The organism is Brachyspira suanatina, from assembly GCF_001049755.1.
In the GTDB taxonomy this organism is placed as follows: domain Bacteria; phylum Spirochaetota; class Brachyspiria; order Brachyspirales; family Brachyspiraceae; genus Brachyspira; species Brachyspira suanatina.
This window is the reverse complement of record NZ_CVLB01000001.1, coordinates 263,316-284,499: the sequence shown is the minus strand read 5'-3', so window position 1 is coordinate 284,499 and position 21,184 is coordinate 263,316. Positions and strand designations below refer to the sequence as shown.

The 21,184-nt window shown below is 28.5% G+C and carries 22 protein-coding genes; 10 read left to right on the top strand and 12 right to left on the bottom strand.

The window, feature by feature from the left end; translation table 11 throughout:
• The first annotated feature begins 100 nt into the window (after positions 1-100).
• Entirely contained in the window at positions 101-1,009 is a 909-nt protein-coding gene (locus BRSU_RS01320; RefSeq protein ID WP_048593421.1) for an SPL family radical SAM protein, read from the top strand.
• Positions 1,010-1,850: 841 nt separating this feature from the next.
• Here the strand turns inward: BRSU_RS01320 and BRSU_RS01315 are convergent.
• The 12 genes from BRSU_RS01315 to BRSU_RS01260 all read right to left on the bottom strand — a co-directional run bounded on the left by BRSU_RS01315 (position 1,851) and on the right by BRSU_RS01260 (position 12,171).
• Positions 1,851-2,615: an ankyrin repeat domain-containing protein gene (locus tag BRSU_RS01315; protein WP_048593420.1), complete on the bottom strand. Its 765-nt coding sequence runs from the start codon at positions 2,613-2,615 to the stop codon at positions 1,851-1,853.
• Positions 2,616-3,005: 390 nt separating this feature from the next.
• Positions 3,006-3,758, bottom strand: coding sequence for an ankyrin repeat domain-containing protein (locus BRSU_RS01310; protein WP_048593419.1), 753 nt, complete (start codon positions 3,756-3,758; stop codon positions 3,006-3,008).
• Between the two features lie 93 nt (positions 3,759-3,851).
• Positions 3,852-4,595 carry an ankyrin repeat domain-containing protein gene (locus tag BRSU_RS01305; RefSeq protein WP_048593418.1) on the bottom strand — a complete coding sequence of 248 codons (744 nt, stop codon included), beginning with the start codon at positions 4,593-4,595 and terminating at the stop codon, positions 3,852-3,854.
• An 866-nt stretch (positions 4,596-5,461) separates the two neighbouring features.
• Positions 5,462-6,340 (bottom strand): ATP synthase F1 subunit gamma, encoded by an 879-nt coding sequence (gene atpG, locus BRSU_RS01300; protein WP_048593417.1) that lies wholly within the window; start codon positions 6,338-6,340, stop codon positions 5,462-5,464.
• 14 nt (positions 6,341-6,354) lie between these two features.
• On the bottom strand, positions 6,355-7,191 hold the full coding sequence (locus tag BRSU_RS01295) for a beta-1,6-N-acetylglucosaminyltransferase (RefSeq protein ID WP_048593416.1): 837 nt from the start codon (positions 7,189-7,191) through the stop codon (positions 6,355-6,357).
• 5 nt (positions 7,192-7,196) lie between these two features.
• Positions 7,197-8,696 carry a F0F1 ATP synthase subunit alpha gene (gene atpA / locus BRSU_RS01290; RefSeq protein WP_048593415.1) on the bottom strand — a complete coding sequence of 500 codons (1,500 nt, stop codon included), beginning with the start codon at positions 8,694-8,696 and terminating at the stop codon, positions 7,197-7,199.
• Between the two features lie 27 nt (positions 8,697-8,723).
• Positions 8,724-9,365, bottom strand: coding sequence for an ATP synthase F1 subunit delta (atpH, locus tag BRSU_RS01285; protein WP_048593414.1), 642 nt, complete (start codon positions 9,363-9,365; stop codon positions 8,724-8,726).
• Between the two features lie 26 nt (positions 9,366-9,391).
• The gene (atpH, locus tag BRSU_RS01280; protein ID WP_048593413.1) at positions 9,392-9,940 is read right to left on the bottom strand and encodes an ATP synthase F1 subunit delta; all 549 of its coding nucleotides are present in this window, start codon (positions 9,938-9,940) and stop codon (positions 9,392-9,394) included.
• A 34-nt stretch (positions 9,941-9,974) separates the two neighbouring features.
• The gene (gene atpF / locus BRSU_RS01275; RefSeq protein WP_048593412.1) at positions 9,975-10,478 is read right to left on the bottom strand and encodes a F0F1 ATP synthase subunit B; all 504 of its coding nucleotides are present in this window, start codon (positions 10,476-10,478) and stop codon (positions 9,975-9,977) included.
• Between the two features lie 30 nt (positions 10,479-10,508).
• Entirely contained in the window at positions 10,509-10,730 is a 222-nt protein-coding gene (gene atpE / locus BRSU_RS01270; protein ID WP_008723511.1) for an ATP synthase F0 subunit C, read from the bottom strand.
• A gap of 36 nt (positions 10,731-10,766) precedes the next feature.
• Positions 10,767-11,678: a F0F1 ATP synthase subunit A gene (atpB, locus tag BRSU_RS01265; protein WP_048593411.1), complete on the bottom strand. Its 912-nt coding sequence runs from the start codon at positions 11,676-11,678 to the stop codon at positions 10,767-10,769.
• A gap of 157 nt (positions 11,679-11,835) precedes the next feature.
• The gene (locus tag BRSU_RS01260; protein WP_048593410.1) at positions 11,836-12,171 is read right to left on the bottom strand and encodes an STAS domain-containing protein; all 336 of its coding nucleotides are present in this window, start codon (positions 12,169-12,171) and stop codon (positions 11,836-11,838) included.
• Positions 12,172-12,470: 299 nt separating this feature from the next.
• Between BRSU_RS01260 and BRSU_RS01255 the strand changes: the two genes are divergently transcribed.
• From BRSU_RS01255 to BRSU_RS01215, 9 genes are all read left to right on the top strand, one after another.
• Positions 12,471-13,199 carry a TetR/AcrR family transcriptional regulator gene (locus BRSU_RS01255; RefSeq protein WP_048595113.1) on the top strand — a complete coding sequence of 243 codons (729 nt, stop codon included), beginning with the start codon at positions 12,471-12,473 and terminating at the stop codon, positions 13,197-13,199.
• Between the two features lie 61 nt (positions 13,200-13,260).
• On the top strand, positions 13,261-14,715 hold the full coding sequence (locus tag BRSU_RS01250; RefSeq protein WP_048593409.1) for a TolC family protein: 1,455 nt from the start codon (positions 13,261-13,263) through the stop codon (positions 14,713-14,715).
• Positions 14,716-14,866: 151 nt separating this feature from the next.
• Entirely contained in the window at positions 14,867-18,061 is a 3,195-nt protein-coding gene (locus BRSU_RS01245; protein ID WP_048593408.1) for an efflux RND transporter permease subunit, read from the top strand.
• Positions 18,062-18,265: 204 nt separating this feature from the next.
• Positions 18,266-18,727: a hypothetical protein gene (locus BRSU_RS01240; RefSeq protein ID WP_048593407.1), complete on the top strand. Its 462-nt coding sequence runs from the start codon at positions 18,266-18,268 to the stop codon at positions 18,725-18,727.
• 3 nt (positions 18,728-18,730) lie between these two features.
• The gene (panC, locus tag BRSU_RS01235; protein WP_048593406.1) at positions 18,731-19,567 is read left to right on the top strand and encodes a pantoate--beta-alanine ligase; all 837 of its coding nucleotides are present in this window, start codon (positions 18,731-18,733) and stop codon (positions 19,565-19,567) included.
• A 12-nt stretch (positions 19,568-19,579) separates the two neighbouring features.
• On the top strand, positions 19,580-19,798 hold the full coding sequence (locus BRSU_RS01230) for a hypothetical protein (protein WP_048593405.1): 219 nt from the start codon (positions 19,580-19,582) through the stop codon (positions 19,796-19,798).
• A 107-nt stretch (positions 19,799-19,905) separates the two neighbouring features.
• A complete protein-coding gene (gene rplM / locus BRSU_RS01225) occupies positions 19,906-20,361 on the top strand; it encodes a 50S ribosomal protein L13 (protein ID WP_020064479.1) in 456 nt (151 codons plus the stop codon).
• A gap of 13 nt (positions 20,362-20,374) precedes the next feature.
• Entirely contained in the window at positions 20,375-20,773 is a 399-nt protein-coding gene (rpsI, locus tag BRSU_RS01220; RefSeq protein WP_008723492.1) for a 30S ribosomal protein S9, read from the top strand.
• 44 nt (positions 20,774-20,817) lie between these two features.
• Positions 20,818-21,183: a TraR/DksA family transcriptional regulator gene (locus BRSU_RS01215; protein WP_008723490.1), complete on the top strand. Its 366-nt coding sequence runs from the start codon at positions 20,818-20,820 to the stop codon at positions 21,181-21,183.
• Position 21,184: the final 1 nt, after the last annotated feature.

The following is a 21,184-nucleotide window of genomic DNA, read 5'->3' as shown; positions in this document are numbered from 1 at the left end:
ATAAATTAAATAAATAACAAGTTGACAAAATATTAATATACAGTATTATTATAAATACAATATTTTAATACAGAGTAAAAAATAAAAAGAGATAAAATAAATGCTTAAATATAGAGAAATAAACTGCAAATCGGCTTTAAATAAAATAGATAATGAATACGGATTCTGCTATGATTTAAATATTTACAGAGGATGTTTGCATAAATGTTATTACTGTTTTGCTGTTTATTCTCATAAATATATTAACTCAAAAGATTTTTTCGGAGAAATATTTGTAAAGAAAAATATTGCTGAAGTATTAGAAAAAGAACTTTCTTCAAGGAATTGGAATAGAGATATTATCAATCTTGGAAGCGTTACTGACAATTATCAGGAAGCTGAAAAAGATTATAAGCTTATGAGAGATGTTTTAAAACTTCTTATAAGATATAAAACTCCGATGTGCATATCTACAAAAAGCGATTTAATATTAAGAGATTTTGATTTGATAGATGAGCTTTCAAGCATAGTACCTGTAAGAATAGCATCAACTATAACGACATTAGATGAAAAGTTATCATCTTTGATAGAACCTAATGTAATAAGCCCTATTAAAAGATTTGATATGCTTAGAGAGTTTAAAAAGACAAAAGCAATAGTAGCGGTTCATGCTATGCCTGTAATGCCTTTTATAACAGAAGACAGTATAGAAGATATTTTTAAAAAAGTAAAAGAGTACGGCATAGACTACTGTGCCACTGATGCATTAAAACTTAGAGGCGAATGCAGAAAAATATATCTCAATTTCGTAAGGCAAGTATTTCCAGAGCATTATAAAAAGTATCTATACATTTATGGTTCTGACGGAATTCTTAAAGATGAGTACAGAGAAAAGCTATATAAAAAAATAAAAGCCTTAGAAGAAAAATATAATATCACATACAAAACCAAAGAAGAACTCAATACTGAAGACAGCATTTACAACAGATATAATAATAAAGTCATTGAAGAAGCTCCTACTCTATTCTAAATTCTAATTAAATAAAATTCAAAATCTAATAAAAGCTTGGGCGGGTGCTGAAATTTCTAAGTAGGCTATAAATATAATTAAAGTTAAATTTTTTAATAAAGTAATAAAGAATAAAGGGCGGGGTATGTAATTAAGTTTTAAAACCTATTTTCACTCCCCACCCTCTAGAATTATAACTTTAATCTGCAATTTTTATATTATTTTTATTTTTAGCTCTACACTGTTATTTCTAATGCCCACCCTAGAGTTATTTAAATTTATTGCTTACACAACGCACGAAGAATTTTATTTATAAAATATACAAAATAAAAAATATAATGAATTTATAGATAAAAGCTAATTCACCGTGCGTTATTTATAATTTTTTATTAACAATTAAGATGATAAATACTATATATATTGCTAATAAAAATCGTTTTATCAAATAATTAAAAATATCGCTTTAAAGCTCTAGCAATTGAGTTTATCCATTGCTAGACACTAGATTTTTAATATATACCTAAACAACTATATTTTGTCAAAAATTATTTTTTTATTTTTATATTTTTATTATTTGTGGGGACTAGCCCCCACACCCCAAGTTCTTTTATTGATATAAAAGAACCATACGAAGTACGCCTACGGCGAAGAACTATATTTTTAGTCTAAATTTAGGTTATATCCTATATTTAATAAGTATATATTTAATATAAAGTTCTAGCAATTACGTTTTCTCAAAGCGTGGCGACAAAAAAGTAGATAATTCTATATAAAGTACATCAGTTGACAAACTTAAAAATTTTCAGTATTTTAATCTAAACAATATATTAACTATTTATGAAACACCACTATTTTTATAAAATTACTCTTCAGCTCCTAGCTCTCTTAACTTCTCTAATGCTGCATCTTCATTGGCATAATATAAAACTCCGTCTCCATCCTCATCTGTACTGTTTATATCAATACCCAAATCATTAACTAAATACTCAAACACCTCTACATTATCATTCAAAGCCGCCATATGAAGTCCGTTTGCATCATACATATTTTTAGAATTAACTAAATCAGAATCTGACTGTACAAGCATTTTTATTACATCAACATTGCCTGTGCCGCAAGCCCATAAAAATGCATTCCAACTGTCATCATCTTTAATATAAGGATCAGCACCTTTATCAAGCAAATATTTCATTATACCCAAATCTCTATAAAATACAGCAAATATTAAAGGAGTGCCCCCGTCTATTGCATAACTATCATCCATAAATTCACTATATAAACTATCTCCGAAATAAGTTTGATCTATATCTTCGCCTTCTTCTTCTATTAATTCCTGTACTCTCTTTAAGCTATGATTTTGTATAGCCTCAAATATATCATACTCCTCGCTGTATTCTCCTTCTTTTCTATTGCCGTAAGAAAAAGCAGCGTTCATACTAACATATTTACCCTGAACCTTTACAACATTAGTATAAGTTTTATGATATATATTATTTGGATCACTTACATACACAGAATTATTACTTATACTTACACTAGTCTCTTCTTTTTTACCGCATGACACAATTAAAATAATTGATAATAAAGAAACCAATAATATGCTTTTTGAGATTTTTATACTTTTCATAAACACCACCGTATAGTAATTAATAATTTGTGAAGTATTATACAATAAAAACAAATTATTTTCTATAAATAATTAAAAAATCTCGCTTTAAGGCTCTAGCAAATGAATTTGCTAGACGCTCGATTTTTTAATATATTCATCTTATTAAATATATTTATTTAAACACTCACAATTTTTATATTGTTGCTAATAAAAATTGATTTATTAATAATTAAAAAATCTTGCTTTAAGGGTCTAGCAATAATATTGCTAGACGCTCGATTTTTTTATATATTTATCTTCAATATATTTATGAAATACTCACAATTTTTATCTTATTTTTAATAAAAATTGTTCGCTAATTAAGTCTAGAAAATAACTCTATCTGCTAAATGCATCATTTTTATAAAATTACTCTTCAGCTCCTAGCTCTATTAACTTCTCTAATGTTGCATATTCAGTGGCATAATATAAAACTCCGTTTCCGTGCTCATCAGTGCTGTTTATATCCATACCCAAATCATTAACTAAATATTCAAATACTTCTACATTATCATTCCAAGCAGCCATATGAAGTCCATTTAAATCAAATTTATCTTGAGTATCAACTAAATCATGATCTGCCTGTACAAGCATTTTTATTACATCAACATTTCCAACACCGCAAGCCCATAAAAAAGAATTCTTACTGCTATCATCTTTAATATAAGGATCAGCACCATTATCAAGTAAATATTTCATTACACCCAAATCCCTATAAAATACCGCAAATATTAAAGGAGTACTACCTTCTATAAAGTAATTAGCATCCATAAACTCACTATGTATGATGAAGTCTCTATCATTTTGATTAATATCTTCACCATCTTCTATTAATTCCATTACTCTTTTTAAACTATGATTTTTTATAGCCTCAAATATATCATACTCCTCGCTATATTCTCCTTCTTTTCTATTGCCGTAATAAAAAGCAGGATTTATATTAACAAATTTACCTTGAATCTTTACAACATTAGTGTAGGTTTTATGATATATATTATTTGAATCACTTACATACATAGAATTATTATTTATACTATTATCTTCTTTTTTACAGCAGGAAACAATAAAAGTAATCATTAAAATAAAAGAAATTAATAACAATTTTTTTATATACCACCACATAGTAATTAATAATTTCGAGTATTATACTATAAAAACAAATAATTTTATAGTTTATTCATATTTAAAAGATATTAATGTATTACACAATTTATATTATTTAGCACCAAGCTCTTTTAGTTTTTCTATTGCCTCATCTTTTTCAGCATAATATAAAACGCTGTAACCATCTCTATCTGTACTATTTATATCAATACCTAAATCATTTACTAAATATTCAAATACTTCTACATTACCAAACATAGAGGCTAAATGAAGTCCATTTGCATCAAATCTATCTTTAGAATCAACTAAATCAGAATCAAACTCTACAAGCATTTTTATTACGTCAACATTTCCAACACAGCAAGCCCATAAAAAAGAATTCAATCCTTTATCATCTTTAATATAAGGATCAGCACCATTATCAAGTAAATATTTCATTATACCCAAATCTCTATAAAATATTGCAAATATCAAAGGAGTACTACCTTCTATAAGGTAATTATCCTCCATAAACTCACTATATAAGATGAAGTCTCTATCATTTTGATTAATATCTTCACCTTCTTCTATTAATTCCATTACTCTCTTTAAACTATGATTTTCTATAGCCTCAAATATATCATAGTCTTCGCTGTATTCTCCTTCTTCTCTGTCAGCATAAGAAAAAGCAGAGTTCATATTAACAAATTTACCCTGAATCTTTACAACATTAGTATAGGTTTTATTATACACATTTTCTGGAGAACTCACATAAACTGCATTATTACTTATACTTACATTAGCCTCTTCTTTTTTACCACAGGAAACAATAAAAGTAATCATTAAAACAAAAGAAATCAATAACAATTTTTTCATATACCACCACATAGTAATTAATAATTTTGAGTATTATACTATAAAAATAAATTATTTTATAGTATTCTTAATAAAAATTGATTTATTAATAATTAAAAAATCTTGCTTTAAGGCTCTAACAATGATATTGCTAGACGCTCGATTTTTTAATATATTCATCTTATTAAATATATTTATTTAAAAGCTCACAATTTTTATATTGTTGCTAATAAAAACTGCTTCATTAAATAATTAAAAAATCTCGCTTCAAGGCTATATCTATTTTATAGTTTATTCATCTTTAAAATATACCTAAACAAATATACTTTGTCAAAAATTATTTTTTTAAATTTTAAATATCTGCAGGGCTTTGCCCACCGCTCTGCGTGCTTACGCAGCACCCCAGTTCTTTTGGTGCCCCATACGCAGTACGCCTTCGGCGAGAAGCAAAAGGGCTATATTTTAGCTTAAATTAATAATCTATCTTACATACAAAACAATTTTAGTATGATTTAGTACTAATTTTATATCTGCACTTTCGCGAAGCGTATCCGAGCTTGTCAAGGATATAAGCAACTTTGACGAAGTCCGCAGAGCGTGTGCGACAAAAAAGTTGATAATAATTATATAATGTGTAGTAGTCGGCAAAATGAAATCATTTCAGTATATACTAAAAATTTTTAACTTTGTCAACTACTATCCGTAGTGGTAATCGCATAGTATATCATATAATATTATGGATAGTCCCTTATACGCGAACGAAGGAAGCACTGTAAAGTGTGCGGCTGATTACTCATTATTGTACAAAAATTAAAAAATTTAAAATAAAAAATACCATCCATAAAATAAATAATGAATGGTATTTAATTTTTTATATACAAAATAAATTATATAGCTTCAGAACCGCCTATAATATCAAGAAGCTCATTAGTAATATGTTCCTGTCTGGCTCTGTTAGCTTTATTTTTAAGATCTGTTAATAATCTTTCAGCATTGTCAGTAGCATTTCTCATAGCAATAGCTCTTTCAGCATTTTCTGATAAAAAAGAACTTGTAAGCATAAAATAGAAATATGTTTTAATAGCCATGGGAACAATTTCCTTAAGTACGTCATCTACATTAGGCTCAATAACATACTCTAATTTTTTCTTTATTTTATGTCCCTCAATATCCTCTTCATCAGGAATCATAGGAATTAAACTTTTTATTTTAGGTATATGTACCACCCTTGTATAATATCTTGTATATATAACCTCTACCCTAGAAGCATTATCAACTGCATATTCATGCATGAAACGCTGAACTACAGTAGCACAATCATCAAAAGTAGATTCTTCATCTATACGAGGATATTTACGTGCTATCGGTATGCCCTGCTTTTCAAAATAAACTTCACCTTTCTTTCCTAGTACATGAAGCTGAACCTCTCTTCCATGTCTATGATGATGTCTGATTCTCTCCATAGCCTCATCAAAAATCTTTGTATTATAAGAACCGCATAATCCTCTTGAAGAAGTTACAACAAAAAGTATTATGTTTTTTATTTTCTTTTTTGGAGCAAGCAAAGGATGCACATGATCCATATCAGAATGTGAAAGATCCTCAACTATTCTGTTCAATTTCTGAGTGAAAGGACGCATACCTTGTTCTACTGTTAGAATTTTAGCTGTTCTTGAACGGGCTATCATATCCATAGTTTTGGTTATTTTATGTGTACTTGATACAGCTTTAATTCTAGCTTTCAATACATTAAGTTTCTCTGCCATAATAAAACTCCAAATCAATTAGAATTTTCTAAATCTTCATATAACTTATCTATTATATCATTATCAATGTTTTCATCAAATTTGCGTGCGAATAAATTGTCTTTAATATTATTTTTTAATTCTTCATAATCTTTCATTTTTAAATTTATAGGTGTTCCACCACACCATATAATATATCTCAAACAGTCATTTACACAATTATCTTTAAATTCACTATTTAATAATATAGATTGAAAAAAGAATTCATCACTTCCCCAGGTATAATTAAATCTTTTTAAATATTCAGGATTTTTTTTCACATAATCTAATATATATTCAATTGCGTTGCTAGTTAAATTCCACCAAGATGAGCCATAATATATATTATCAGGTGTAGTTCTTTTTATAAATGGTATATTAGATATAGATTCTCTAATTTTTTTATTTAATAATTTTCTATATATTTTACCAAAATTATAAGAATTTAATCTAAATGACATCTCCTCATATATACCATTATCTTTTATATTTTCAAATGAAGTAAATTCTTTGTCTTTATTGTCATAAAAAAACTTAATAATTTCTTTATTAGTTTTTAAAGGAACATCCTGACCGCTTATAAAAACATATCTATCATAATTATTTTTATAAGATTCTCTCATTAAAAATAAGGTGGCAACAACTTGACTCACGCCGCCATGATAAACTTTAATATCTTTGTAAATTTTTACATTATCAAAACTTTCAATATGTAATTTACATTTCTTATCTATATGCACATAAATATCAAAATCTTTTTTAAGATGATTAATTAATCTCATACACTGATTTTGATTTTTATGTGCAGCAATTAAAAAACAAATTTTACTCATATATTTTAGAATTTAGCCTTGAACTCTTCTATAATCTTATAAAGTCCGTCCATATCCTCTATATCTTTTTTCTCTCTAATATCATCAAGTATATTCTGCTTATCTGCTCTCATATATTGAAGTAATCTCCATTCAAATTCATGAACCCTATCAACTTCAATATTATCTAAAAATCCTTTAGTAGCAGCAAATATAACAATAACCTGTTCTTCAAAAGGTATAGGACTGTATTGTTTTTGTTTTAATAATTCAACCATTTTAGCACCTCTGTCTAATTGTGCCAAAGTAGCTTTATCAAGTCCGATACCAAGCTGAGAGAATGCCTCTAAAGATCTATAAGATGCAAGGTCAAGTCTTAAAGTACCGGCAACCTTTTTCATAGCCTTAGTCTGAGCATTACCACCTACACGTGAAACTGATATACCTACATCAATTGCCGGACGAACACCGCTCATAAATAAACTAGTAAGCAAATATATCTGTCCGTCTGTAATAGAAATAACGTTAGTAGGAATATAAGCAGACACCTCATTATCCTGAGTTTCTATTATAGGAAGTGCAGTTAAAGAACCGCCTCCTAATTCATCACTAAGTTTTGCAGCTCTTTCAAGAAGTCTTGAATGCAAATAGAAAACGTCACCAGGAAAAGCTTCCCTTCCAGGAGGCCTTCTTAAAAGCAATGATATTTGTCTATAAGCATTAGCCTGCTTAGTTAAGTCATCATATATAATTAATGTATCTTTTTTCTGTTCATACATAAAATATTCTGCCATAGCACATCCGGCATAAGGAGCTATGTATTGAAGTGGAGCAGAATCAGCAGCAGTTGCAGCAACTACTATAGTATATTCTAATGCTCCATGCTGTCTTAATGTATCAACAACTCCGGCAACTGTAGAAGCTTTCTGGCCTATTGCTACATAAACACATACAACCCCTGTACCTTTTTGATTGATTATAGCATCAAGAGCAATAGAAGTTTTACCTGTACCTCTGTCTCCGATAATAAGCTGTCTTTGACCTCTTCCTATAGGAGTCATAGAGTCAATAGCTTTAATACCTGTCTGAAGAGGCTGCTTTACTGCCTGTCTGTCAGCAATACCAGGAGCAGGGAATTCTATAACTCTCCTTTTATTAGTAGTTATTTCACCATGTCCATCTATAGGTACACCCAAAGGATTAACAACTCTTCCAAGTAATGCCTCTCCCACAGGTACTTCTAATATTCTTTTAAGCCTGCTTACTTTACTTCCCTCTTTAATTCCGTAATAATCACCTAAAACTATAGCACCTATAGTTTCTTCTTCCAAGTTAAAAGCAAGACCAACAGCACCGCTTTCAAAAAGTATCATCTCATTAGCCATAACATGCGGAAGTCCGATGATTCTGGCTATACCATCTCCAACCTCTACAACAACCCCTACTTCATTCGGAGTAAAATCAGCTTTATAATTCTTAATCTCTTCTTTAAGAACCGCTGCAATTTCACTAGCTTTTATATTCATAAGCAATTCCTCAAATATAAAAATGTATCAATTATTCTCAGAAATAGAAGATTTCAATTCTGCAAGCAGTCTTCTTACACTATAATCATATACAACATCTTCTATCTCTATTACAACACCGCCTATTATATTTTCATCTATATTAAATGTAAAATGTATGTCTTTATCTGATATCATATTTGTAATATGATTTTTAAGTTTATTCATATCCTCTGTATCTGTCATATTTGATGCAGTTGTAATTTTAACTATAATTATATTATAATATTCATTGCATAAGTTTTCATATTCTACTATTACTGCAAATAAAATATTAATCATATCTCTTTCTATCAAGATAGCGATAAGATTAAATGTTTCTTCTAAAATCTTATCTGCATATATTTTTTTTAATATACGCATTCTCAAATGTCCGTCTATGAAACTAGATTTAAAAAAATCATATATATCATTATCAACAAGCAAAGATGAATATACAACATTTAAATCACTTTTAATTACTTCAATTTTACCCATATCTGAAGCAATATCAAACATAGCCTTAGCATAGTTCTTGGCACTAGATTCATTTTTTACAATACGGCTAAATCTACTTGCCTTTTCTTTTGTAACCTCTTTAAGTACTTCCTTCTTGAGATCACTTAAAATATTTTCAGCAATAGAATCCATATTATAACTCCTATAATGTTTATTAATTAATTACCATAGGTAAATTTACTTTGCAATAAATCTATTTGTTTTTTTATACTATAATCATAAACAACAGAGCCAATATATACTATTATTCCGCCTATAATATTTTCATCAACTACAGTCTCATAAGATATCTCATTATTAGAAAAACATCTAACAGTTTGAATTATATCTTCTACTGTCTTATCATCAATAGTGCTTGCTGTAATAATGCGAACTCTAACTATATTACTATAATCATCTGCTATCTCTTTATACAAAGCTGCAATATCAGGCAGTACATCTATACTGTCATGTTCTGTTAATATAGATACAAAAGCATAAGTTTCTTTAGAAAGTATTGGTTTTAATCTTTTATCTATTAATTCTTTTTTATCTTTCTTTGAAATTGATTTATCAAAAAAATATTTTTTTATATCAATATCCTGAAATAATTTTGAACATTCTAAAAGTTCATTATATATTTCTTTTATCATTCCAAGCTCTCTGGCTATATCAAATATAGCACTAGCTGTAGGTTTCAGTATCTGTAATTTATCATTTTCTTTCATAAGATTAATTTACTTCCTAAAAAACTCTTAAATATCATTTCTGATTGTTTTCTTTGTTAGCATTATTAATAAATTCATTAATCAAAGCCTGATTATCTTCTTTATTAACATTTCTTTTAAGAATAGTTTCCGCCATAACAACAGCAATATCAAGTGCCTGTTTTTTTACACTATTCATAGCCTCTTCTTTAGATCTGTCTATTTCAGACATAATTTTGTTTTTATTAAGTTCTGCTTCCTCTCTAGCATTATTAATAATTTTATCTCTAATCCTATTAGCCTCAACTCTAGCATTTTCTATGATAGCACTGGCTTCAGCTTTAGCATTATCAATTTGCTCTCTATATGCTGCTAAAGATTTTTTAGCATTTTCTCTAGTTTTTTCAGCTTCTTCTAAATCTTCTTGTATCTTATCAGCGCGAGCATTCAAACCCTTCAAAATTATTTTCCAAGTAGAAGCACCTAATATAGCAAGAACTAGTAAAAATGTGATCCAAGTCCAAATTATAATACCAGGATCTATTTTTAAAAGTGCCATACATATACCTCCAAATCATTTTATTTTGTATTATTTTGTAAATAGTGCAAGAATACAAATAACCAAAGCAAAAAGTCCAACACCTTCTATTAATGCTGCTGCTATAAGCATTGCTGTTTGTATTTTTCCTGATACTTCAGGCTGTCTAGCTATTCCTTCTACAGCTCTAGAACCTATAAAACCTATTCCTAAACCAACTCCTATAGCTGCAAGTCCTGCTCCAATTGCTGCGCCTAATATAGAAAGTTCCATTTTTTATTCTCCTTTTTATGATAATTTTATTTATAATTAATGCTCATCACTAATAGCAATTCCAATATAAACTGCTGATAATAATGAGAATATATAAGCCTGTAAAACCGCTACAAACATTTCAAGTACATATATAAATCCTAAGAATAATACCGCAAATGGGGAAACCAATAATGTACCAGACATAACTATCAAATATGGTATGACTATCATCATTATATGTCCGCCTGTTATGTTTGCAAACAAACGAATCGCAAGAGCAAAAGCTCTGTTGAATAATGTAATAAACTCTAATACCCATATTATAGGTATTAATGGTATAGGAAGACCTTTAGGAACCAAACCAGTCCAGTATTTTATTATGCCCTTTTTTCTTATTCCAGCAATAACATAAACTATAAATACAACCACTGCTATAGCAGCAGTAAATCCTATATTGGCACCAAGTCCGCCTGCTATATAAGAATGATTTCCATCTTCTGTAGGAAATTTGATAGATGCAGGTATAAGTCCTAATATGTTTGAAAATAATACAAATAAAAATACCGTAAGACAAAAAGGCACATATTTTTTACCCTCTTCTCCTAAAGTGGCACCGATAACATCTTTATTCATATAGTCTATTAAACCTTCCAATATACTTTGTAAATATGTAGGTCTATTTAAAGGACGTTTAAGTTTATGAGCCAAGTATTTCATACTGCATACAGATAAAACACCTGCTAAAGTCACTAATATTATATGCTTTGTTATCTTAAAATCAAAATCAATGTATTTTCCAAATTTTATAGGGATTGTATAGAATGGATGCTCTGTATTATCAGTTATTTCTTCCATTATATAATCATTAATAGTTTCAGCACCGTAAAGAATATTAGCAGAAAATACACAGCTTAATACTAAAGTTAATATGAAAACTTTCCTAAGCAAAAATAATTCTTTAACCATAATAAACAATTACTACCTTGTATACGAATTTCATTAAAATAATAAAAATATTTATTATAAATTGTAATAATTTTATAACTATTAAATAAAAAATCAACTCTTAGAGCTTATTTTTTGTATTTTAACTAAATTTAATTTATATTAACATTCAAATAAATTAAAAATTAGCTAAAGCCTCAGTTTCAGTTGTAAATACAGGGAAAAAACTATTAATTTTAGTAAGTTCAAACACCTTTTTAACTGGATCTGTAACTTTAACAAAACATATTTTACCATTTACCTTCTTAAATGTACCAAGTGCTGAAATAAATACCCCTATTCCGCTACTGTCTATGTAATAAACATCTTCCATATCTACTATTATTTTTTTTGCACCAAGTTCTATTTGGGAAAAAATAGAATCTTTTAAATCAGATGAGGTATAAACATCAATATCTCCATCTAATTTCAATATTACAGTGTTGTTATCTAACTCTTTAATATTTACTTCCATAATAATCAAACTCCATTTCAAAATTTTATTGAAGTTATTCTATACGTTAATATTAAACTAAATATAAATATTTACAATAGTTAATTACAAATATTTTATGTATCAAATGTAGTATATTTCATAATATTTTTATATAGTTTTATAATTTGCATATAAAAACTGTAAATTTTTCTATACAAAATATATTGACAATAAAAACTAATTGTAATAATATAGATTTTACAAATAAAAATGACATATATGTCGTTTTTATTTTCATATTAATTTTTCAAATAAGAGGTGAACACCAAAATAATACAATGCCTAAAGTTAATCAAGAATATTTTGAGAACAAAAGGAAGATAATACTAGATGCAGCTATTAGGGTTTTTTTTAAAAAGCCTGCATATAGTGTAAAGATGAAAGATATCGTAAAAGAGTCAGGTTTAAGCCAAGGAGGTGTTTACAAATATTATTCAAATATAGATGAAATTGTAATAGCATTGATTAACAGCAATAAAACAGAAGTAAATCCAAGAGATATTATAGAAAATTTTTATGATGAACCTGAAAAAGCTATATTTGAATTATTTAATGCTTTTAGAAAATTTTTCTTTATAACAGCCAAGGAATTTGGAAAAATAATGTTTGAGTTGCAGGCTATGTTTTTTAACAGCAAAGAAAGAATGCAGAAATTAAAAGATAATATAAATAAAGACCTTGTACTAAATTATTGGTTTTCAGAACTGTTAATATTCATAGATAAGAAAATTGATGAAAAATATTTCAATCCGGTAATAGATCCTCAAGACATTTATATGCAGATGATAGTGGCAGCCTCAGGAATAGGAAATGAATTAATATTAAATAAATATTATAACCTAGACAGAAAGCTTTACTATTATAAAGGAGATGAAAAAGATATAGTGCATGAAGAAGCAGAAAGAACATTAGATGTGAATTTGGATAATTTAATTGACACATTGTATAAAACATTGCTGCTTTTGCTTGGAAGTAAAAATATACACAAATATAGTTTCAAAAAATAATGTTTTTTATCAAATAAATTAAGAATTAATATTGTATGATTTGATGTGATAAGGAGAGTAAATGAAAATAAGTGTTAAAATAATTTTATGTTCTATCATATTTATAAATATTTTATATGGTCAAACAAATGTTTTGACTTATGCCTCTTATATGGAAACTATAAGAGATCAAATACCAGAACTAAAGATTAATGCTGTAACAGAAACTAATGCTGAAATGAATTTGCTTAGTGCTGAAAGTTCCGGAGATGTAAATTTATCTGCACAGCTTGGAGCTGTAGGTAAATACGGAAGTTTATCAAGCGGATATACAAGCACTACAGCCAGCCCAAGTGTCAATGCTACAGGAATACAAGCAGGAATAGGACTGGGCTCTTTAATACCTTATACAGGAACTAAATGGTCTGTTAATTTAACTCACACATCTTTTTTGGGCGGAAAATTAAATATGCCTGGAGGTCAGTCTGTAGATTTTAATAATTATCAGCCTTCATTAACATTAGAAGTAACTCAACCTCTTTTAAGAAATTTTTTTGGTACTTTAGACAGGTATCCTATAAAAGATGCAGAATATGCTCTTGCTATAGCCAAGCTTCAAAGAAAGTTAGATGATGCAAGCGTTATTGTTTCATATCAGAAAATTTACTATCAATGGATAATGTATGAAAAACTTCTTGCATACTATAGAAACATGTATATAACTGCAAAAAGATTTGAAAATCAGATGAGAGACAGATATAATAATGGACTTATAGATAATGACTCTTATCAGAATGCCAGAACTCAAACTATGGTATATAGTGATTACTATGCACAGAATCAGATTAATTTAGATAGTCTTTTGGCAACTGTAAGTTTCTTTATGCCTGTAACCAATATAAAGCCTGATCATACCACATGGGATGCTTATTTAGATTTAGGAAGCAATATGCAGATGGAAGCTGTTCCTTTTGCTGATAGTGTAAATGGTCAAATAGCATATCAATCAAAAATAAGAGCAGAATATACTCTTGAAGCTATGAAAAACGGTACTCTCCCTAATTTAGACTTTGTGGGTAGTGTAAGTCTTAATGGACTTAGCCCTAACAGTGATGGATATTTTCAATCTTTTAATAGTATGACAAATGTTGATTTCTTTGCCGGAGTACAATTCTCATACCCTATAGGAAACAGAGCCAATAAAGCACAATATCAAATGGCTGAAAACTCCTTATATGGAATAATAGCACAATATGATCAATTAGAGAAAGATTTTAATACACAATTGCAGACATATATTTCAAAATTTAATGCTTATAAAAATTTAATAGCAAGCAAACAAATGCAGATAAGAGCAATCAATTCAAGAATAGCTACACAGCTTCAAAAACTTGATCAAGGACGTTTAGAAGTTGATGATCTTCTTACATCAAGGTTGGAACTTGTAGCCACTCAAACAGAGCTTTTAAATCTTCAGTACGAATTTATAACAACTATATTTGATTATAGAGCTTTGCTTGCAATGGATTACGAATAAATAGCAACTTTCAATAAGGATTTAGAGGGATAAAAATATTTATTTAGGAGGTTAATTAATAAAAAATTAGCCTCCTTAATAACAAAATCTTAATTTAATTTAATTAGATACATTAATTTAGACAATCAATATAGAGGAGATTTAGCGATATATGGAAAGAATTATAGTATTTTTCGCCAAAAAAACGATGCTTGTAAATATAATAGTAATGGCTATATTATTTGTAGGAGGATACTACTATTTTAATTTAAGAAAAGAATCAATTCCATCTACAGATTTGGATATGATGTTAATATCTGTAGTATATCCCGGTGCTACTCCGCTTGACGTAGAACAGAATGCTGTTATACCTATAGAAGAAGAATTACAGGGGATATCCGGTATAGATGAATATAATACAACAATCATTGAAAATGCCGCAATTATTATAGTAAAATTAGATGAAACTATACCAAATAGACAACCTGTTAAAGATGAAATATTCAGACAAATGCAGAATGTTCCGGATTTATCAGAAGATGTTGAAGAAGTTACAACTTATGACTTAAACCCTAATAAAATGGATATATATACTTTAGCTGTACACTTCAAAGAAGGTATGGAAGGTGATGAAAGAGAATTATTTGATTTCAGCCAAAGACTTGAAAATGAACTTGTAAGACTTGAAGGCGTATCTGAAATAAGAGTTGATGGAAGAACAGACCCTGAAATTAAAGTGTATGTTGATCCTATAAAAATGCAGCAAAACTATATAGCTTTAAGCGATGTTGTTAATGCACTTAGCATAAGAAACATAAGAGCTACAGGCGGTGATATAGAAACAGGTGGAAAGGAACAAACTGTTGTAACTTACGGTGAATTCCAAGATCCTATGGAAGCAAGTAATGTTATAATTCGTTCTACATTCAATGGACAGAGAGTAAGTGTTAATGATATAGCAACTGTTAAATCAGGTTTTGAAGATAAAACTGTATACATGAGAGTAAACAGAGCACCTGGTTATTCTTTGTCAGTTGTAAAAAATGAAAATGCCGACATTCTTAAAACTATTGATGTGGTTAACCAGTATTTAGCTGAAAATGCCGATATAGTTCCTGACAACATTCAAGTATCTGTTATGGGTGATAAATCAAGAACTATTAAATCACTTTTAAGTATTGTAACTTCAAACCTTATTCAAGGATTTATAATCATATTTATAACATTAATTATATTCTTAGATTTCAAAAGTGCTATGTTCACAAGTTTGGGTATGATACTTACTATGTTTGCATGTTTTATATATATGCAGGTGGCAGGAATAACATTCAATACAATGTCATTAGCTGCTATTATTACTGTACTCGGTATGATAGTAGATAACTCGATAGTAGTATCTGAAAACATATTCAACTTTAAACAGGCTGGATATAAAGGACTTGAAGCTACAAGACTTGCCGTTTCCGATGTTGTAATGCCTATGCTTGCTTCAACACTTACAACAGTTGCGGCATTCTTCCCTATGCTTACAATCAGCGGTATAATGGGTAAAATATTAAACCTTTTCCCAAGAATCGTTATATTTACTCTTGTAGTTAGTATGCTTCAGGCGGTATTAATACTTCCTAACCAATTACAGGATAAAGAAGATAAATATAAATCTTATAAACCTAAAAAGAAAAGCAAATTTAAAAATCCTCTTGATTTCGACAAAGATGCTTTATTCGATAAAATGAAAATACCTTTTGGGGCAATATTAGAGAAATTAATACATGTAAGATATATAGTTATAGGATTCTTTGTAGTTATGTTTATAGCTTCTATATTCTTAGCACAAAACAGTTTCAAAAACTTCGTACTTATATATGATACAAGTGCTGATACTATAGTTATTAATATAGAAATGCCTACAGGTACTACAAAAGATGTTACAACTGAACAAATTGCTAAAATAGAAAATGCTGTTTCATCTGTTGTAAAACCTGAAGAACTTATTGCTTTATACTCTCTTGTAGGTAAGCAGGTTGACCAAGAGATTGTTTCTGAAGAAAAAGGAAGTTTAGCTGGTATTATGGTTTATTTAGTTCCTGCTGCTGAAAGGGAAAGAACAGCCGATGAGCTTGTTGCCTTGATAAATCAGGAAATAGATAAAACAGATATAAGACAAACTGTTCCAGTATTTATGATGAATACTAAAGGTTCTGTTGACCCTGGAGATCCTGTAGACATAAAAATAGTAGGAAATGACACTGAACTTGCTAAAAAAGCTAAAGATGAAATAAAATCATACTTAGCTACAGTTCCTGGAGTTATAGATATTGACGATGACGATAAAATAGGTAAAGAAGAATTAAGAGTAATGCTTGACTATAATAAAATTGCAGAACTTGGAGTTAGCGTGGCAAATGTAGCTAATGAAGTTAGAACTGCATATTATGGTACTGAAGCTACATATATACAGGAACTTGAAAACAAATTAGACTTTAGAGTAGTATTTGATGATCAGTTCACTTATGATGCTAAATATTTAAATGATCTTCTAATACCTAACTCAAGTGGAAGATTGATATATCTTAAAAATATTGCCTCAGTAGAAAAAGCTAATGGACTTTCAACATTAAAGCACTATAATGGTGAAAGAACAATAACTATTACAGCTGGTATAGAATACGGAAAAAATACTTCTCAGCAGGTTATGGCAGCAGTAAGAGAAAGATTTAAAGATTTCAATAAAGAGTACAGAGGCTTAAAATTAGAATTCGGCGGTGAAGCTAAAGAAACTATGAAAGCTATAAAACAATTATTATTCAGTTTTGCTATGGCATTCATATTTGTATACATTGTATTATTGCTTCAGTTAAACAGATTCATACAGCCTATCATGATAATGGTCATTATTCCATTCGGTTTAATTGGGGTATTATTGGGATTTGCTATTCACAAGATGCCTTTATCATTCATGGGTGTTGTAGGTATCATCGGTTTGGCGGGTGTTGTTGTAAACAATGGTATCATACTTGTTGACTTGATTAACAAAATCATAGATGAAGGTGTTGAAGGCGGTAAAAAAGGTGTTGCTAAGGCTATTGTTGATGGAGCTAAGCAAAGACTTCGTCCGGTATTCTTAACTACTGTTACTACAGTTGTTGGACTTTTACCTACTGTTTATGGTATAGGCGGTAGAGCAGATATCATTATTCCTATAGTTATGGCATTAGCTTACGGACTTTTATTTGCTTCATTGCTTACACTCATATTCTTACCTTGTATGTTTATGATTATGTTTGACTTGAAACTTATAAAAATACCTCCAACAAAAAATCCTTCAGAAGAAATTACTACTACTATAACTACTGCAGGACATTAATAAAAACTTGTACTTAAAATAAAATTAATAAAGCTAATAGAAAATCTATACTTCTATTAGCTTTATTATTATTTAATTGAATATAATACAAAATAATTTTTAATTTATTATAATAGTTGACAATTTTACAATTTATAAATATGATTATTTTTTAAACAATAGTTACGATAATATTGACAATAATGAAGGAGCTATTCTAGAACTATGGCTAAAACTATTAAATGTAAATCTTGTAAAACAGTGAATGATAAATACGCTAAACAATGCAGATCATGCGGAACTTTACTTTATCCTGAAATTTCACATAAAAAAGCTGAACTTATTACAATTATATTAGATGCAATATTTGCTTTTATATATTTGTTTGGTATATATCTTTTTATAGTTAATTGCAATAATAATGAAACACCTAAATATATTACTATATTACCGGCACCAAATACATTGCCTTATTTTTTAATAATATTATTGTTTGCGGCATTTGCTGCTAGTAAAATACTTTATATAGTGAATGTATTTGCTCTTAAAAAAGATGTTATATATACTATAAGAAGATTTAGTATGTTTATTGAAGCTATTATAATGTTTCCGCTTCAAACTATACTGGCATTATATTTTTATGAGCCTGCAACAAATCAGGATAAAATGAATAAAAAAATGGATTAATATATGTATTTAACTATATTAAAAAATATAAAAAGTGCATATAAATTTATTAATGATAATAAGGATAAATCTATAGCTTTAATTCCCACTATGGGAGCTTTGCATGAAGGACATGCGGCTTTAATAAAAAAAGCAAAAAAAGAATGTGATATTGTAATTGTGAGTATATTTCTTAATCCTCTTCAATTTATGAAAGTAGAAGATATAGAAAAATATCCTCAAGATTTAGATAAAGATAAAAAACTTTTAGAAGAATGTCAGGCAGATGTATTATTTTTACCATCTGTAGAAGAGATGATACCTGATGATTATTCTATTCATATAAATATAGAAAATAGTAAATTTAATATTATTTCAAGACCTATATATTATAAAGGCATAATAACAACAATATTAAAACTTTTTAATATAATATCGCCTACAAATGTATATTTTATTGAATATGATTATCAGGAAGTATTTATAATAAAAAAAATAATAAAAGATTTGAATTATAATATAGCACTAAAAACTATTCCTATAGTAAGAGATGAAAATATGCTCTCTTTAAGCGGTTTAAATACTTTATTAAGCGATAGAGAAAAAGAAGAAGCTACTATTATATATAAGCTTCTTAAAGAGGCAAGAGAAGAGTTTAAAAAAGGCGGTACTAAATCATCATATTTAATAGACATAATAAAGAATAATTTGAAATCTCATAAAATGCTTAAACTAGAATATGTTCATATAGCAGACAAAGAAACACTAACTAATGTAGAAACAGCAACAAAAAATTCAATAATACTCATATCCTGCTACTGCGGCTCTACTAGATTATTAGATAATATGCCTTTAAAATAAATAGGTATAACAATGAGTAAAATAGCAAAAATATCAAAAATAACTCAAATAATAGGCATAAAAAAATTAAGAAGCATCGTAAAAATAATAGGTATAAAGAATATGCCTAAAATAATCAAAGCAAAAAACATTATAGAAGCTATAAAAATCATAGGAATAATAAACTCTCTTAAAATAATTAAACTTATGGGCCTAAAAACAAGCATTCAAATTGTCAAAATAATTTTATAAATTAAATTTGACTTTACAGCATATTCATGTTATAATTACGCACCGTTACATTTTTAAGATTAAAACTACCAAATTTTTTTAAAACGTTAAATCAAGGTGTGTATGTTATGGATAAAAAAACATTAAAAACAAAAAACAGTACTTACGTTTTATCACAAAAAGATATAAAGCAAAATTGGCTAATAATAGATGCCAAAGGTAAGTCATTAGGAAGAGTAGCAAGCAGAGCAGCTTATATGCTTAAAGGAAAACATAAAGTAGACTATGCATACAACTTAGACAATGGTGATTATGTTATCATCATCAATGCTAAAGACATAGTATTAACAGGAAATAAAAAGAAAGGAAAAATTCACTATAGACATACAGGTTATCCAGGCGGTATAAAAGCTATAAGCTACGGCGAATTATTAGAAAAAAATCCTGAAAGAATGGTAAAAATAGCTGTAAAAGGTATGCTTTCTCATAATCCATTAGGAAGACTTCATCTTAAGAAGTTAAAAGTATATGCAGGAAGTGAGCATCCGCATGAAGCTAATAAACCTACTGTAGTAAATATATAATTAGGAGATAAAAATGGCAGCTAAACAATTAACTATTTTTACTGGAAAAAGAAAAACAGCTAATGCAAGAGTTCGTATAACTTTAGGCAGCGGCAAAATTTTAATAAATGGAAAAAATTATGCTGAATACTTCTGCAATAGAGCAGCACTTCTTAAAGTAGTAGAAGATGCTTTGAAAGTAACAGGTAATTTTGGAAAATATGATGTATTTGCTAATGTTCATGGCGGCGGTGTTTCTGCTCAGGCTGATGCAGTAAGACATGGTATCGCTAAGGCTTTAGTAGGTGAAAGTCAGGATTTCAGAACTACTTTAAAAAGAAATGGATTCCTTACTAGAGATTCTCGTGTAGTTGAACGTAAAAAATACGGAAGATCTGGTGCTAGAAAACGTTTCCAATTCTCAAAACGTTAAGATATCTTTTTATTGGGTTACTATATTGCTTAAAGGTTGGTATAATGACTGCTAAGAAGTTAAAAAAATTTAAAGATTTATTATTAGAAGAAAAAAGAAAAACATTAGATGAATTATTAAGCGGAAACGAAACTTATGAGGCTCTTAAAGATGATTCTCATGGTGATATGGTGGACATAGCATTTCAGGCTTATGAGAAACAAAATCTAATGAATTTCTCACAAAAAGAAAAAGATAAATTAGATATGCTTAATAATGCACTTAAAAGAATAGAAGACGGTACCTATGGTAAATGTATTGACTGTAAAGAAGAAATCAATGAAGAGAGATTAACTGCTTTACCTTATACTTTAAGATGTGTAAACTGCATGTCTAAATATGAAGATAAAAAACGTCGCGAAAAAATGTAAT

Coding starts and splice junctions, on each gene's coding strand:
- atpH (WP_048593414.1), bottom strand. CDS start 9,365: ATGGATTCTATTGCTGAAAATATTTTAAGTGATCTCAAGAAGGAAGTA.
- atpA (WP_048593415.1), bottom strand. CDS start 8,696: ATGAATATAAAAGCTAGTGAAATTGCAGCGGTTCTTAAAGAAGAGATT.
- BRSU_RS01310 (WP_048593419.1), bottom strand. CDS start 3,758: ATGTGGTGGTATATAAAAAAATTGTTATTAATTTCTTTTATTTTAATG.
- BRSU_RS01250 (WP_048593409.1), top strand. CDS start 13,261: ATGAAAATAAGTGTTAAAATAATTTTATGTTCTATCATATTTATAAAT.
- BRSU_RS01230 (WP_048593405.1), top strand. CDS start 19,580: ATGAGTAAAATAGCAAAAATATCAAAAATAACTCAAATAATAGGCATA.
- rplM (WP_020064479.1), top strand. CDS start 19,906: ATGGATAAAAAAACATTAAAAACAAAAAACAGTACTTACGTTTTATCA.
- atpE (WP_008723511.1), bottom strand. CDS start 10,730: ATGGAACTTTCTATATTAGGCGCAGCAATTGGAGCAGGACTTGCAGCT.
- BRSU_RS01305 (WP_048593418.1), bottom strand. CDS start 4,595: ATGAAAAAATTGTTATTGATTTCTTTTGTTTTAATGATTACTTTTATT.
- BRSU_RS01255 (WP_048595113.1), top strand. CDS start 12,471: ATGCCTAAAGTTAATCAAGAATATTTTGAGAACAAAAGGAAGATAATA.
- atpG (WP_048593417.1), bottom strand. CDS start 6,340: ATGGCAGAGAAACTTAATGTATTGAAAGCTAGAATTAAAGCTGTATCA.
- BRSU_RS01215 (WP_008723490.1), top strand. CDS start 20,818: ATGACTGCTAAGAAGTTAAAAAAATTTAAAGATTTATTATTAGAAGAA.
- rpsI (WP_008723492.1), top strand. CDS start 20,375: ATGGCAGCTAAACAATTAACTATTTTTACTGGAAAAAGAAAAACAGCT.
- panC (WP_048593406.1), top strand. CDS start 18,731: ATGTATTTAACTATATTAAAAAATATAAAAAGTGCATATAAATTTATT.
- BRSU_RS01315 (WP_048593420.1), bottom strand. CDS start 2,615: ATGAAAAGTATAAAAATCTCAAAAAGCATATTATTGGTTTCTTTATTA.
- BRSU_RS01260 (WP_048593410.1), bottom strand. CDS start 12,171: ATGGAAGTAAATATTAAAGAGTTAGATAACAACACTGTAATATTGAAA.
- BRSU_RS01240 (WP_048593407.1), top strand. CDS start 18,266: ATGGCTAAAACTATTAAATGTAAATCTTGTAAAACAGTGAATGATAAA.
- atpB (WP_048593411.1), bottom strand. CDS start 11,678: ATGGTTAAAGAATTATTTTTGCTTAGGAAAGTTTTCATATTAACTTTA.
- BRSU_RS01320 (WP_048593421.1), top strand. CDS start 101: ATGCTTAAATATAGAGAAATAAACTGCAAATCGGCTTTAAATAAAATA.
- BRSU_RS01245 (WP_048593408.1), top strand. CDS start 14,867: ATGGAAAGAATTATAGTATTTTTCGCCAAAAAAACGATGCTTGTAAAT.
- atpH (WP_048593413.1), bottom strand. CDS start 9,940: ATGAAAGAAAATGATAAATTACAGATACTGAAACCTACAGCTAGTGCT.
- atpF (WP_048593412.1), bottom strand. CDS start 10,478: ATGGCACTTTTAAAAATAGATCCTGGTATTATAATTTGGACTTGGATC.
- BRSU_RS01295 (WP_048593416.1), bottom strand. CDS start 7,191: ATGAGTAAAATTTGTTTTTTAATTGCTGCACATAAAAATCAAAATCAG.